Origin of the sequence: Nonomuraea sp. NPDC049129 (assembly GCF_040648495.1) — a bacterium.
Taxonomy (GTDB): domain Bacteria; phylum Actinomycetota; class Actinomycetes; order Streptosporangiales; family Streptosporangiaceae; genus Nonomuraea.
In genome coordinates this window covers 536,292-550,483 of sequence record NZ_JBEZDU010000002.1, presented here as the reverse complement: position 1 = coordinate 550,483, position 14,192 = coordinate 536,292, and the positions used below count along the sequence as shown (strand labels likewise).

Genomic DNA, 14,192 nt, shown 5'->3' with positions numbered 1-14,192 from the left:
GGCATCCGCTAGAGCTCGTCCACCTCCGCGTGGGAGCGGCCGCCCGACAGCTTCGGGTAGCCGGGGCCGCGGTCGAAGAAGCGGCCCGCCGGCGGGCGCAGGTTGGCGCGGAGCTGGGCGGTGCCCTGCTCGTCGATGCGGTCGCCGTCCAGCACCACGCCGTAGTCGCCCAGGGCGCCGGCGATGGACACCTTGCCGTCGCGGACGTCCGCCGCCACGGCGCGCGGGTCCCGGTCGTACGGTGAGCCCCAGCCGCCGCCCCCGGTGGTGCGGATGCGGATGGTCTCGCCCGCCTGCACCTGGTAGTCGTCCACCAGGCCTTCCATCTCCTTGCCCGCGATCTCGACCCGGAACGGCCGCCCGGCCAGCCCGCCGTTGACGCCCCAGCACGACAGGATCGACCGGTCGGCGATCGACATGTACGAGGCGTCCCTGAGCATCCTGATGTACTTGTCGTAGCCGAGCCCGCCCCTGAACATGCCCGGCCCGCCCGAGTCGCAGGCCAGCGCCAGCCGCTCGACCCGGAACGGCCAGCGCGCCTCGGCGAACTCCACCGGGATGTTGCGCGAGTCGGGCACCACGTGGATGGTGTCCTCGCCGTCGGCGTACCAGCGCCCGCCGGAGCCGCCGCCGAGGACCTCCCTCATCAGGTACGGCACGCCGTCGGCGTGGGCGCCGTGGACGCCGGTGTAGCGGATCGTCTCCTGGTCGGCCGGCATGCGGCCGCCGGTGGCCTTGGCCAGCACGCCCGCGAGCACGCCGAGCAGGCGCAGGATCACGAACGTCCGCGCGTTGGTTGGCGCGGGGAAGATCGGGGTGAGTAGCGTCCCCTTCTCCGGGAAGACCATCTCGATCAGGGGGACGACGCCCTCGTTGACGTCCAGCTCGGCCATGCGCTCCGGGGTGTCGGCGAGGTTGCGCAGGATGGGGGCCAGCCACTTCTTCAGGAACACCCCGTCGGCGTAGTCGCCCGCGTGGTTGATCGGCCCCTTGGCCTGCGGTGACGTGCCGGTGAAGTCGATCTTCAGCGGGGCGTCCGCCGCGTGGTCGACGGTGAGCGTGATCCGCTGGGCGTGCAGCCGCGGCTCGTCCACGCCGTCGTGCTCGGCGTAGTCCTCCCAGGTGTAGGTGCCCTCGGGGATCTTGGCCAGCAGCTCGCGCCGGAACGTCTCCGTCGTCTTGCCGATGATCGCGTCGAAGCACGCCTCGACCTCGGCCCGGCCGTACCTGTCGAACAGCTCGCCCAGGCGGCGCGCCCCCATGAGGCAGGCCGAGCACTCGGCGTCGAGGTCGCCCGCGAGGGAGTCGGGCATGCGCGAGTTGCGGGTCATGATGCGCAGCGCGGCCTCGTTGGGCACGCCCGCGTCCCACAGCTTGATCGGCGGGACCATCAGCCCCTCCTCGTACACGCTGCGCGCGTGCGAGGGCATCGAGCCGGGCACGGAGCCGCCGATGTCGTCGTGGTGCCCGAACGCCTGCACGAAGGCCACCACAGAGCCCTCGTGGAAGACCGGGACGGTGACGCACAGATCGGGCAGGTGGCCGATCCCGCCTTCTGACAGGTAGACGTCGTTGTGGAAGAAGACGTCGCCGGGGTTCATCTCCTCGATCGGGAAGTCGCGGACGATCGGCTGGACGAGCGCGCTGTAGGAGCGGCCGGTCAGCTTGCGCAGCCGCGCGTCGTGGATGCCCGCGCGGAAGTCGTGCGCGTCGCGGATCATCGGCGAGCGGGCCGTACGCGCGATCGCGGTCTCGACCTCCTTCTCCACGGAGGCCAGGGTGCCCTCGACGATCTCGACGAGAATCGGGTCAGCCACGCCGCACCTCCACGTTGCCGTAGTCGTCCACCTGGGCGGTGAAGCCGGGATGGATGGGGATCGTCGAGCCGTACTCCTCGATGACCGCCGGACCCTCGACCACGGTGCCCGGGTCCAGGTCGGACCGCTGGTGGATCGGCGTGTCGGCGGCCGAGTCGAAGTGCACGCTCCTGGTCGCCGCCGCGGGCCGCTCACCGGCGCCGGGCTCCCTGCGGCGGATGGCCGGGCGGGTGATGGGACCGATGCCGGAGACGCGCAGGTTGACCCATTCGACGCCGTGCCGCTCGTCGTCGCGGTAGCCGTAGCCGTAGAGCTTCTCGTGCGCCTGGTGGAAGCGGTCCAGCACCTCCCGGCGCCACTCCTCGTCCACCTCGCCCGCCGGGGCGGCCACGCGCACCTCGTACGCCTGACCGTAGTAACGCAGGTCGGCGCTGCGGGCGTAGACCGGCTCGTCGAAGCCCTCCCGGTCGAGCGCCTGCGCCGCCTCGCCCTCCAGCTCGCGGAAGATCTCCCCGGCCGTCGCCGGTGACAGGTCGCGGGTGACGTGCGTACGGACGTAGTCGTTCTTGACGTCCACCGTGAGCAGGCCGAACGCCGAGACGTTGCCCGGATCGGGCGGGACGACCACCGCGGGCAGTCCCAGGATGTCGATCAGCCGGCAGGCCAGCAGCGGCCCCGAGCCGCCGAACGTCACCAGCGGGAAGTCCCGCACGTCGAGCCCGCGCTTGACGGTGAGCTGGCGGATGGCGTTGCTCTGGTTGAACGCGCTGATCTCCAGGATGCCCGTCGCGGTCCGCTCGGCGCTGAGCCCGAGCTTGTCGGCCAGCGCCTGGATGCCGGTGCGCGCGGCCGCCACGTCGAGCGGGATCTCCCCGCCGAGCAGGTGCGGCGGGATGCGGCCGAGGAAGACGTGCGCGTCGGTGACCGTCACCTCGGTGCCGCCCCTGCCGTAGCAGAGCGGTCCGGGATCGGCCCCGGCCGACTTGGGGCCGACCTTCAGCGTGCCCTCGGGCGAGATCCAGGCGATCGAGCCGCCGCCCGCGCCGACTGTGACGATGTCGATCATCGGGATCTTGCACGGGTAGCGGCCGATGACGCCCTCGGTGGTGATGGACGGCTCGCCGTCGATCACCACCGAGACGTCGGTGGACGTGCCGCCGCCGTCCAGGGTGATCACCGACGGGTGTCCCGCCGTGGAGGCGATGAGCGCCGCGCCCAGCGCCCCGGCCGCGGGCCCCGACAGCACCGTGGTGATCGGCTGGTTGACGACCTCGCGGGCCGACAGCACGCCGCCGTTGGACTTCATCACCGAGAACGGCATGCCGAGCCGGGCCGACAGGTTGGCCAGGTAGCGGCGCATCGTCGGCTTGACCGCCGCGTCCACGAGCGTGGTGACCGACCGCTCGTACTCGCGGTATTCGCGCAGCACGTCGCTCGACAGCGAGACGATCGCCTCGGGGTGCTCACGGGCCAGTACGTCCCGCATGCGCCGCTCGTGGTCCGGATTGGCGTACGAGTGCAGGAAGCACACGCCGATCGCGGTGACGCCCTTGGCCTTGAACCAGCGGGCCACCTCGGCGGCCTGCTCCTCGGCGAACGGGCGCACCTCGGCACCGGTGTGGTCCAGCCGCCCCCCGACGGTCTTGACCAGGTGGATCGGGACGATCCGCGGTGGTTTGACCCAGAAGTAGGAGTTGCCATAGCCGTCGGGCACGCTCTGCCTGGCTATCTCCAGGATGAACTCGAAGCCCTCGGTCGTGATGAACCCCAGGTTCGCGATCCGGTCCTCGAGCAGTTGATTGGTGGCCACAGTGGTGCCGTGCACGACGGAACTCGCGTCGAGCGGCCCCAGCTTCTCGATGCCCCTGACAAACCCGTCGGCCGGGTTCGCGGGGGTCGAGGGGGTTTTGGTGGTGACGATCTCACCGGTCTGGTCGTCCACGGCCACCACGTCGGTGAACGTGCCCCCGGTGTCGACTCCAATACGGACGCTACGCATGGCTCCTCAGCTTCGGCGCCGGCCGAGCACTTCATCGATGACCCGGGGCGCGTTCTCAGTGCCAACATAGGCGGCCAAGCGCACCACTAGCTCCTGTGACCTGGCAAGTTCGGCCTCGACCCTGGCCTTACCCGACTGCCCTGCCTGCACGCCGAAGTAGGCGCCGATGATCGTACCCACCACCCCGGCCACGCCCGCGAACAACGCCGCGAACTCCTTCGTGGCGAACACGGCGGCCCCGAAGGCCACCAGCACCGCGACGATCCCCACCACGACCACAAGGAAGCCGTACCGCCACCTCGTGGCGTCGGCCTGCGCCGCCGTGAGGTCGTCGGTCGTCATCATCGCGTCGAGCGAAGGGGGCTTCTCTGTGACCACGGTTCCTCCTGATAACTCCAGGGGAGAAATCTCCCACGAGGTCAGGTAACAAGCCAAGCCGCTAAGGTGGCCCCCTGTGACCGACACGTTTGCCCTGTCCGCCGTCCCGTCCGGCGCCCGTGATGCCGTACTGAAGTTCTACTTCGGTCCCATGGACTGCGGGAAGTCCACGCTCGCGCTGCAGATGAACTACAACCACGGCCGCCAGGGCCGGCGCGGGCTGGTCCTGACCAAGCACGACCGCTCGGGCGGACCCCAGGTCACCAGCAGGATAGGGCTCGGCCTGGACGCCATCGAGGTCGTGGACTCCCTCGACCTGGTGACGCTCGTGACCGGCCACGACAGGATCGACTACCTGATCTGCGACGAGGTCTGCTTCTACACCGTCGACCAGATCGAGCAGCTCGCCGACCTGGTGGACGACCACGGCATCGACGTCTACGCCTTCGGGCTGGCCTCGGACTTCAGATCCGTGATGTTCCCGGCGGCGCAGCGGCTGTTCGAGCTGGCGGACGAGGTGTGCCGGTTGCAGGTCGAGGTGCTGTGCTGGTGCGGGCGCCCCGGCCAGCTCAACGGGCGGATCGTGGGCGGGGAGCTGGTCCGTACGGGCGAGCAGGTCGTGATCGGCGACACGGACGCGTCCCCGGTCCGCTACCAGGTCCTCTGCCGCCGCCACCACCGCGCGGGCCTCCTGGGCGAGGGCACTGCCTGAGCCTGGCCACCTTCTTCCACGGCCCTTAAAGGGGCCCCAGCCACGACAGACCGTCTACCCTCGCTCCCCCGGAGGGGGTATCCCACCCTAAGGACCCCAGCCCGAGCCTAGATCAGCTTGTCGAGCAGCTCTCTGAGGCGGGCCGCGTCCTCAGGCGTCAGCTTCGCCAGGAACGCCCGCTCCGCCTCGTCCACGGCCTGACCCCCGTCGCGCAGCGTGTCGCGCCCACGCGGGGTCAGCTCGACCATGTTCTTGCGCCGGTCGGCCGGATGCGGCCGACGGCTGACCAGCTTCTTGCCCTCCAGCGTGTCGATCATCGCGACCATCGTCGTCCTGTCGATCCGCAGCCGCGTCGCGGCCTCCTGCTGGGACAGCGGATCGGCCGAGTCGAGCACGTTGAGCACCGCGAGCTCGCGGCCGTCGACGCCGTACGGCTCCAGGGCCGGGCCGGTGTGCTGGGCCAGGCGCAGGTTGGCGTGCTTCAGCAGGTATCCAAGGCGGCGTCTCGACACCTCCCGATTCTCGCACTAGCCTAATCGTCAGTAGAGCTGACAATCAGTGGAGCTGTCATATGCTGAGCTTCGGAATGAAGACCGTCCCTGTCGGCGTCACGTACGACACGCTGCTGCGAACCTGGCAGCAGGCCGACGCGGTCCCCGCCATCGAGCACGCGTGGCTCTGGGACCACATGCTGCCGCTGTTCGGGCCGGTGGACGCGCCGATCCACGAGGGCTGGACGATGCTCGCCGCCCTGGCCGCGCGGACCTCCCGGCTCCAACTGGGGCTCATGGTGACGAGCAACCTCACCCGGCCGCCGGCCGTACTCGCCAAGATCGCGGCGACCGTGGACGCCATCGCGCCCGGCCGGCTGGTCCTCGGCCTCGGCGTCGGCGGCACGCACCAGCCGGGCGACACGCTCGTACCCAGGGAGTACAACGCGTACGGCCTGCACATCGCCTCACCCGGTGAGGGCGTGGCCCGGCTGGCCGAGTCGTGCGCGATCATCAAGCGGATGTGGACCGAGGACCGCTTCGACTTCGACGGCCGCTACTACCAGTTGCGCGAGGTGGTCTGCTCGCCGAAGCCGGCCGTCCCGCCGCCGCTGCTGATCGGCGGGTGGGGCGACAGGACGCTCGGGGTGGTGGCCGAGCACGCCGACATCTGGAACGTACCGGGGCCGCCGCACAACACGATCGAGTTCATCCGGGAACGGAACAAGGTGCTCGACGAGAAGTGCGCCGCCATCGGCCGCGATCCGGCGGAGATCACCCGCTCGACCCAACTCGTCGTCTCCACCGAAGACCCCGCCGCCGCCCGGTCAGCGATCCGCGAGCTCGCGGACGCCGGCCTGACCCACTTCGTCCTCGGCGTCCGCCTGCCCGGCCCGGCGAACGTGGCCGAATGGCTGGCCGAAGAGATCATCGCTCACACGGCGCGGTAGCCGTTAGGCGGCGCAGCAGCCGCCACCTTCCCTCAAACGGCGCAATAGCCGTCGTCGCAGCCGTCGGCCGGGGGCGCGAGGATGGTCACCGGGGTCTGGCCGGTGCGGGCCGCCACCTCGTCGAGAGCGGCGTCGAACGTCTCCGCCGGCTGCGCTCCCGACACCGCGAACTGCCCCTCGAACAGGAACAGCGGCACACCGGTTATCCCCAGCGCCCGCGCCCGGCCGAGCTGCTCGCTTACCTCCTGCGCGCCCTCACCCGGCGGGTGCTCCACGCCCAGTTCGGCGGCCAGCTTCGTGAGCACGTACTGGTCACCGACGTTGAGCCCGTCGGTGAAGTGCGCGTGGAACAGCCGATCGACCGCCTCCAGCCCGCGCCCCTGCCGGGTGGCGAGTTCGACCAGCCGGTGCGCCTCGAACGTGTTCGCGCTGATCGCCTGCGAGAAGCGCAGGTCCAGTCCCTCTTCCGCGGCGACGGTGGTGACATGGGAGGTCATCTGCGCGACGTTCCCGCCGAACTTCCGCTCCAGGGACGGAAGCAGCGGTTCGCCTTCGGCGGGGGCGTCCGGGTTCAGCTGGAACGGGCGCATGGTGATGTCCACGGTGCCGCCCTTGGCGCGGAAGCGGTCTGCCGCTCGGCCGAAGCGGGTGTGGCCGATGTAGCACCAGGGGCAGACGATGTCCGAAAATATCTCGACTTTCACGCTCGACCACAACCTCTACGACCCCGACCCCATTCCGCCGGCCTGGGCCGTATGTGTGCGCGGCCTTGTCCGTACTCCCGCACGGCCTTGGCCGGATGCGCGCGGCCTTGTCCGGCCGCTCCCCCGCTGGCCCGCTCCCCGCCGGGCCGGTCACCCGGCCGCCAGTTCCTCCAGCCGGTACGGGAGGTACGCCGAGTCGTCCACCAGGGCGGAGGCGCCGCGCCACCAGCCGAACCACTCCCCGCTGCGCCACATCCAGTCGACCCGCTCGATGGCCGCCACCACGTCGCCGACCGTCTGCCACCGCTCGCCCAGTTGCTCGCGGGTGGCGCCGTGCCGTAGCGCCCAGGCGCGCAGGATGCCGACGGCGGTGCCGGGTACCTCACGGGCGTACGGGTCGGGATCCTCGTCCGGCAGCCGGTGCGGTCCGAGCCCGGCCGCCACTCCCCAGCTCCACTGGGCCTCGGCGGGACGCGAGTAGCGCAGCGAGTGGAAGTCGAGGTTCGACCCCAGGTCCTCGTCGGGCCGCCGGGTGACCACCGCGTCGAGCCGCCCTCCGGCGTCGAAGTGGACGACGAGCCGCTGCCCCGGCTTCGCCCCGTCCGGCAGGTCGAAGCGGTCCTCGGCCTGCCACGAGTTGAGGTCCACCTGGGCGACGGGCTGGCCCCACAGCTGGTCGGCCGCGTCGTCGGAGATCCAGGCGGCGAGCATCTCCAGGGCGGTCAGGTCGGTCCACGGCTCGATCGCGACGGCCGTACGCAGCACCTCGTCGGGCGCGGGCAACTTGCCGCCCCTGGGCCGCGTCCACCACTCCTCACCCAGCTCCCGCGCCCCGACCAGCAACGCGGCGATGGCGGCCAGCTCGGCGGACCGCCTGGTGAGAGACGCGCCGAGCGCCAGGCTCAGGCAGCGGCCGAGCCGCGCGTCGCCGAGCACGGAGCGCGCGTCGCCGATCAGCGCCTCGGCGGTCGGGCGCTCCTCTCCAAGTAGGTTGCGGATGATTCGCCGGGCCTCGGTTCGTGCGTCTTCAGCATGTGCCTGCCGCATATAGCCACGCTACGCCTGGAGATCCTTTTCCGCGAGAGGCCAGATCCGCGCTCATGAGCAGCCCGTTTGACGACATCGACCGCCCTCGGACAGCGGGCGGTCCGAGGGCACGACCGCCCTCGATCGCAGGCGACCGTCAGCGGCGTGGACGGCGGCCTGCCCGGCCGAACAGCCAGCCCACGGCGACGCCGGTCAGCGCGATGCCCGCTCCCATGCCGAACGACGCCAGCATCACCCAAGGCCTCGTCTCGGTGTGGCTCTTGGGCGGGCGCTCGTACACGCCGGACGGCCGTTCGTACACGGCGGGCGCCCGACGCCCCTCCGCGACCTCGTCGGCCGTACGCGCCATCGCGGCTCGCCGGGCGGCCAACTCGTCCACCCCCGTACCGTCCGGGGCGAGCAACGGACCCTCCGGGAGGCGCAAATGGTCCTCGACGGCCGCGAAGAACTCCCCCGCCGTCCTCTTGGCCACCGAGCCGAGCATGCGCTGCCCCACCCCGCCGATCATCCCGCCGACGACCGCGTCGGCGTCGTAGTCGACGCGGGTCCCCCCGTCGACCTCGCTGAGCCGTACGAGCACCGTGGCCTCCACCGTCCCCGGCGCGCCCTGGCCGCGCGCCCGCAGCACGAAGCTCTCCGGCGCCGACGGTTCGGACAGCGACACCTCGCCCTGGTAGACGCCCTTGATGGAGGCGACCCCCGCCGTCACCGTCATCCGGTACGTGTCCGGCCCCGTCTCCTCCAGGCGCTCACAGCCGGGGATGGTGCGTACCAGCACCGCCGGATCCTGAAGCGCGTCCCACACGCGATGCCTCTCAACGCCGATCATGGCGCTACCTGCCACCTTCACATCGCCACTCTAGGGATCCGTCTGGCGAGTGTTGCCCTTTTGAAGCGCTCCCCACGACTAAAGTCGGGGGATTCCAGCCAGCTCGGGCTCCGGCTGCGCGGTGGCCTGGGCTGCTGTTGCTTGGCGGTTCGCCTTCCGGCCCACGCGGTTGCGTGGTTTGCGCGCCCCAACCCGCACACCCGGTCTGGGTTGTGCGTGCTCCGCCCTCCCGGCGGTGAGGATGTTCTTGGCGGCGTTCACGTCGGCGTGCTCGGTGTGTCCGCACGAGGTGCACCGGAAGACCGCTTGACTCTCGCGGGACTTGCGATCCACCACCGTGCACACGTTGCACGTCTGACTCGTGTACGCCGGATTGACAGTGATCACGTTGGTGCCCGTGTACCGGGCCTTGCTCCGGGTGGCCAGTTCGATCCGATGCCAGCCCTTGTCCAGAATGCTGCGGTTCAAGCCGGACTTGCCCGCGGCCCCGTTAGGCAGGAAAACGCCCGGCCGTTCGGGATCCGGCCGGGGCGCGACACGGGCGGCCATGTTCCTGGTCGCCAGCGCCTCGAACACCACCAGTTCGAAGCTCGCGGCCAGGATGCAGGCGGTCTTGGCGGCGAAGTCCTCCCGGCGACGGCGGATCTTCCGCGCCAGCTCGGCGACCCGCGCGGCGGCTCTCCTGCGCCGGGCCGATCCCTGGGTAGTCCGGGCGAAGTCCCGCTGGAGCTTCTTGGCGTGCCCGGCCTCCCGATCGCGGGCGAACACCTGATGGTGGAAACGCCCGTCCGAGCGGGTCACGACCTTGACCACACCCCGGTCGACACCGACCGCACTGCCCGGGCTGGCGTGCCGCCAGGGTGTGATCACACCGTCTTCGACGAGGAAACTGATGTGCCAGTGCTTGCCGTCCCGGCTGACGGTGGCGTTCTTGACCCTGCCGCCCAGCGGGCGGGTGATGCGGAAGCGGACCCAGCCGAGCTTGGGCAGTTTCGCCCGCGCCCGGCGCCGGTTCAACCGCTCGATGGCGATCTTGGCGCCCTCAGGAAACCGGAACGACGGCGGATTCTTGACCTTGGACTTCCAGCCGACCTTCCACGTGCCGTGCCGGGAACACGCCTGGTCCAGATCGATCAACGTCTGCTGAAGGCAATGGCCGGGCGCCTCGCCCAGCCACGCGAACTCCCGCTTGGCCTCGGCGAGCTGGCGGGCCTGCTCGTGGTAGCCGATCAACGCGCCGCGTCGCCGGTAGGTGCGGCGCTGCTCCAGCGCGGTGTTCCACACGCTGCGGCATGCGCCGCCGATCCGCTCGGCGAACTCCGCCTGGCCGGCAGTCAGATCCAGGCGGTACTTACGTCCGGTCAGCATCCGCGATCACCGGTTCTTCTGGTTCTCGACGTACCGCTTGACGACCTCCGGGGGCGCCGCGCCGACGGTGGCCACGAAGTAGGAGTTGGTCCACAGCGTCGGCAGCTTCGACTTCAGGCTCGGGAACTCCTGACGCAGGACGCGAGAAGAGCGGCCCTTGATGGCCTTGACCAGCTTGTGGATCCCGAGCTGGGGATCCACCTCGACCAGCAGCCGCACGTGGTCAGGCACGACCTCCACGTCCACCAGCCACGCCCCCTTCTCCTCGACCACCTCGCCGATGAGCTGCTTGAGTCGTTCCTCGATCCCTCCGCCCAGCACCCGCCTGCGGTACTTGGGACACCACACCACGTGGAAGGCGCACTGGAAGGCGATATCGCTGTTCGCGCGCAAGGTCACGGCCACATGGATCAATATACAGCAGCGACCTATCTACCGCTCAAAGATTCGACAGAAGGGCTCACCGCCAAGGCTAAAGCCAGGGGTCCGCGCCCTAGATCACCGATCGGATGCGCCCGCCTGGCGATCAAGACTGGCAGGATGGGACCGGTGTGCGAGGGGCGAGCCGGGGGACAAAACATGACGATCGTTGCCGATATGGCACGAGCGGCCCGAGTGGGCGATATGACCCCTGTGGCGCGGCCCGTCCGCGTTGCCGCCGTGGCGGCGGTCGCGGTCCTGCTGGCCGGCTGCGCGGCCAACGGCGGGTCAAGCGGTACGGCGGACGGCCCAGGAGGCGACACCACCGGCGCCACCCCGGGCAGCACGGCCACCCCTGCCGCCCAAAGGTCCGACGCGACCACGCGGCCGCTCGACGGACCGCCCGGTGCGGTGCCCCGACGCGGCGAAGTAAGGGAGATCCAGGCCACGGGCTCCTTACCTCCGGTGATCAGCTCCATCCCCACCAAGCGCAAGGTCGTCTTCCTGACCATCGACGACGGCTGGGAACAGGATCCCGGCTTCGTCCAGCAGGTACGCGACCAGCGCATCCCGATCACGGCGTTCGCCATGCGGGACGCGGTGGAGGCCAAGGGCACGCCCGACCCGGCCGGCGGGCCCGGCCGCTTCGTAGGAGCCGGGAAATGGGGATATTTCCGCTCGCTACGTGACGCCCACGTACCCGTCGAGAACCACACCCTCACCCACCCGAACCTCCGCCTCCTCGGCTACGACGCCCAGCGACGGGAGATCTGCGGCTCCTCCACCATCATCAGGAGGCAGCTGGGGACCAGGCCGACGCTGTTCAGGCCGCCGTTCGGCAACTACAACACCGACACGCTCAGGGCCGCCAAGAACTGCGGCCTGAAGTCGGTACTGCTCTGGACGGCCACGGTGCAACCGGGCGGCAAGATCGCCTACCAGGTGCCCGACAAGCGCCTGCGCCCCGGCGACATCCTGCTGCTGCACTTCCGCCCGAACCTGGCCAGAGACTTCCGCATCCTGGTCGACAAGATCAAGCGCCGGGGCTTCGAGCTGGGCAACCTTCAGGCGTACCTGGACGCCGCCACCGCCCGCTGAGCCCCGCCGGCCCCCGTACGCCATCGTGGGACCACCGATCCGCGGGCTTGTGACAAAGATCGCATAGCCGTGCTCTACGAGCTGTAGTACTACTTTAAGTAGATGCACTACAGCTTGTAGAGCTAAGCACCCGGTGGGGGGAAGATGGACGCGCTCGATCTCGCGCGGTGGCAGTTCGGGGTGACCACCGTTTACCACTTTCTGTTCGTACCGTTGACGATCGGCCTGGGCGTCTTCGTGGCCGGCCTCCAGACCGCCTGGCACCGGACGGGGAAGGAGCAGTACCTCCGGCTGACGAAGTTCTTCGGCAAGCTGTTCCTGATCAACTTCGCCATGGGCGTGGTCACCGGCATCGTGCAGGAGTTCCAGTTCGGCATGAACTGGAGCGAATACTCGACCTTCGTCGGCGACGTGTTCGGGGCTCCCCTGGCGATGGAGGCGTTGCTGGCGTTCTTCATGGAGTCCACGTTCCTGGGGCTGTGGATCTTCGGCTGGGAGCGGCTGCCAAAAAGGGTCCACCTGGCGTGTATCTGGGCCGCCGCCATCGGCTCTAACTTGTCCGCGTATTTCATCCTCGCGGCCAACGCCTGGATGAAGCACCCGGTCGGCTACGAGGTGGTCGACGGCCGGGCCAGGATGACCGATCTGTGGGCGGTGCTCACCAACCCCACCGCGATCGCCCAGGTGCCGCACGTCGTCGGCGCCGCCTTCATCGTGGCGGGCGGGTTCGTACTGGCGGTCTGCGGCTACTGGCTGCTGAGGACGAAGGCCCCCATGTGGCGCAGCGCCGCCCGGGCCGCGCTGGTCATGACCGCACTGGCCGGCGCCGTCGTCGCGGGCACCGGCGACACCTCGGCCCGGCTGCTGTACGAGCAGCAGCCGATGAAGCTCGCCGCCGCCGAGGGCCTCCAGCACGACACCGCCGGAGCCCCGTTCTCCATCGTCCCCGGTGTCGAGATCCCCAGCCTCCTCAGCCTCCTCGCCAGCCACGACCCCACCGCCACCGTCCAGGGCACCGAGGACCTGCAGGCCCGGCTCGAGCAGCAGTTCGGCCCCGGCGACTACCGGCCCGACCAGACCGTGGTGTTCTGGTCGTTCCGGGTGATGATCGTCTTCGGCCTGACCACGGTGGCGCTGTCGGTGCTCGGCCTCTGGCTCACCCGCCGCAGGCGCGAGTTGCCCCCCTGGCTGGCCCGGATCATGGTGCTGGCCCTGCCGCTGCCGTTCCTCGCGATGATCTCCGGCTGGCTGCTGAGCGAGATAGGCCGCCAGCCGTGGACGGTGACGGGCGAACTGCTCACGGCCGCGAGCGTGTCCCCCGGCGTGAGCCTCGCCGAGGTGGCCACCTCACTCACGATCTTCACGCTCCTGTACGGCGGGCTCGCGGTGGCCGAGGCCGTACTCCTGACCAGGCACGTACGCAAGGGCCCCGAGCAGACGGAGCCCGTCCCCGCGACCGAGCGACTCCAGCCGTCGCTGATGTACTGAGGTGGAGACAGTGGTCAACCTGTGGTTCGTCATCATCGCCTTCCTCTGGACCGGCTACTTCGTGCTGGAGGGCTTCGACTTCGGTGTGGGCCTGCTGGCGCCGTTCGTGAGCAGGGGTCCGGAGCAGCACCGGCAGAGCCTGGAGACGATCGGCCCGGTCTGGGACGGCAACGAGGTGTGGCTGATCACCGCGGTCGGCGCCATGTTCGCCGCCTTCCCCGCCTGGTACGCCGGGATGTTCAGCGCCTTCTATCTCCCGGTCGTGCTCATCCTGGTGGGCCTGATCGTGCGCGGCGTCGGCCTGGAGTGGCGCGGCAAGGTGACCAATACGCTCTGGTGCGACCTGGGCATCGTGGCGGGCAGCGCTCTCCCGGCGTTCCTGTGGGGCGCGATCTTCGCCGACGTGCTCTTCGACAGCGCTCTCGCGGCGCTCGTGGGCGGCCTGTTCACCCTGGCGACCTGCGTACTCCATGGCGCCGTCTTCCTGTCCCTCAAGACCGACGGCCCCGTACGACGGCGCGCCCGCGCGGTCGCCCTGGCCGCGAGCGCCGTGGTCCTGCCGCTGGCCGCGGCGGCCCTGTCCAGCCTGGGCTCGATCCCCGCCCTGATCTCCATGGCGGCGCTGGCCGCCGGGGCGGCGCTGACGTACCGCCGCAGGGAAGGCTGGGCCTTCACCGCCACCGCCGGCGCCATCGCCCTGGCCTCGGTGGCGGTCTTCGCCGAGCTCCGATGGGCCCCGCTACCAGGCATCACGCTGACGGACGCGGCCTCGGGGCCCTACACGCTGACGATGCTCAGCTGGATCGGGCTGATCACGCTGCCGTTCGTACTGGTGTACCAGGGCTGGACCTACTGGGTGTTCCGCAAGCGGGTGGCGCTGACGCACTGAAG

14 protein-coding genes are annotated in these 14,192 nt (G+C 70.1%); 5 read left to right on the top strand and 9 right to left on the bottom strand.

All coding sequences use genetic code 11. The features are described 5' to 3' along the window. Positions 1-8: 8 nt before the first annotated feature. The 3 genes from AB0B64_RS07585 to AB0B64_RS07575 are packed head-to-tail and all read right to left on the bottom strand — an operon-like array spanning position 9 to position 4,194. Positions 9-1,817, bottom strand: coding sequence for a hydantoinase B/oxoprolinase family protein (locus AB0B64_RS07585; RefSeq protein WP_358175453.1), 1,809 nt, complete (start codon positions 1,815-1,817; stop codon positions 9-11). Beyond that, positions 1,810-3,816 carry a hydantoinase/oxoprolinase family protein gene (locus tag AB0B64_RS07580; protein ID WP_358175450.1) on the bottom strand — a complete coding sequence of 669 codons (2,007 nt, stop codon included), beginning with the start codon at positions 3,814-3,816 and terminating at the stop codon, positions 1,810-1,812. The genes AB0B64_RS07585 and AB0B64_RS07580 overlap by 8 nt, the downstream gene beginning before the upstream one ends. Before the next feature lie 6 nt (positions 3,817-3,822). Next, positions 3,823-4,194 (bottom strand): hypothetical protein, encoded by a 372-nt coding sequence (locus AB0B64_RS07575; protein WP_357941211.1) that lies wholly within the window; start codon positions 4,192-4,194, stop codon positions 3,823-3,825. Between the two features lie 76 nt (positions 4,195-4,270). Between AB0B64_RS07575 and AB0B64_RS07570 the strand changes: the two genes are divergently transcribed. Then, a complete protein-coding gene (locus AB0B64_RS07570) occupies positions 4,271-4,906 on the top strand; it encodes a thymidine kinase (RefSeq protein ID WP_357941209.1) in 636 nt (211 codons plus the stop codon). Between the two features lie 107 nt (positions 4,907-5,013). Here AB0B64_RS07570 and AB0B64_RS07565 read toward each other — a convergent pair whose 3' ends face one another. After that, positions 5,014-5,418: a MarR family transcriptional regulator gene (locus AB0B64_RS07565; RefSeq protein WP_357941207.1), complete on the bottom strand. Its 405-nt coding sequence runs from the start codon at positions 5,416-5,418 to the stop codon at positions 5,014-5,016. Positions 5,419-5,477: 59 nt separating this feature from the next. On the opposite strand from AB0B64_RS07565, the gene AB0B64_RS07560 reads away from it, so the two are divergent. Further along, on the top strand, positions 5,478-6,347 hold the full coding sequence (locus tag AB0B64_RS07560; protein WP_358175448.1) for an LLM class flavin-dependent oxidoreductase: 870 nt from the start codon (positions 5,478-5,480) through the stop codon (positions 6,345-6,347). A 32-nt stretch (positions 6,348-6,379) separates the two neighbouring features. Here AB0B64_RS07560 and AB0B64_RS07555 read toward each other — a convergent pair whose 3' ends face one another. The 5 genes from AB0B64_RS07555 to tnpA form a co-directional block, all read right to left on the bottom strand. After that, entirely contained in the window at positions 6,380-7,051 is a 672-nt protein-coding gene (locus AB0B64_RS07555) for a DsbA family oxidoreductase (RefSeq protein ID WP_358175445.1), read from the bottom strand. 150 nt (positions 7,052-7,201) lie between these two features. Next, positions 7,202-8,098: a hypothetical protein gene (locus tag AB0B64_RS07550; protein ID WP_357941201.1), complete on the bottom strand. Its 897-nt coding sequence runs from the start codon at positions 8,096-8,098 to the stop codon at positions 7,202-7,204. A gap of 136 nt (positions 8,099-8,234) precedes the next feature. Then, a complete protein-coding gene (locus AB0B64_RS07545) occupies positions 8,235-8,927 on the bottom strand; it encodes a carbon monoxide dehydrogenase subunit G (RefSeq protein ID WP_357941199.1) in 693 nt (230 codons plus the stop codon). A 78-nt stretch (positions 8,928-9,005) separates the two neighbouring features. After that, a complete protein-coding gene (locus tag AB0B64_RS07540) occupies positions 9,006-10,295 on the bottom strand; it encodes a transposase (RefSeq protein ID WP_358175442.1) in 1,290 nt (429 codons plus the stop codon). A gap of 6 nt (positions 10,296-10,301) precedes the next feature. Continuing rightward, the gene (gene tnpA, locus AB0B64_RS07535) at positions 10,302-10,700 is read right to left on the bottom strand and encodes an IS200/IS605 family transposase (RefSeq protein ID WP_358175439.1); all 399 of its coding nucleotides are present in this window, start codon (positions 10,698-10,700) and stop codon (positions 10,302-10,304) included. Between the two features lie 174 nt (positions 10,701-10,874). Here tnpA and AB0B64_RS07530 point away from each other — a divergent pair, with 174 nt between their 5' ends. From AB0B64_RS07530 to cydB, 3 genes are all read left to right on the top strand, one after another. Beyond that, positions 10,875-11,813 carry a polysaccharide deacetylase family protein gene (locus tag AB0B64_RS07530; protein ID WP_358175436.1) on the top strand — a complete coding sequence of 313 codons (939 nt, stop codon included), beginning with the start codon at positions 10,875-10,877 and terminating at the stop codon, positions 11,811-11,813. A gap of 144 nt (positions 11,814-11,957) precedes the next feature. Continuing rightward, entirely contained in the window at positions 11,958-13,301 is a 1,344-nt protein-coding gene (locus tag AB0B64_RS07525) for a cytochrome ubiquinol oxidase subunit I (protein ID WP_358175433.1), read from the top strand. A 1-nt stretch (position 13,302) separates the two neighbouring features. Beyond that, positions 13,303-14,190: a cytochrome d ubiquinol oxidase subunit II gene (gene cydB / locus AB0B64_RS07520; protein ID WP_357941188.1), complete on the top strand. Its 888-nt coding sequence runs from the start codon at positions 13,303-13,305 to the stop codon at positions 14,188-14,190. Positions 14,191-14,192: the final 2 nt, after the last annotated feature.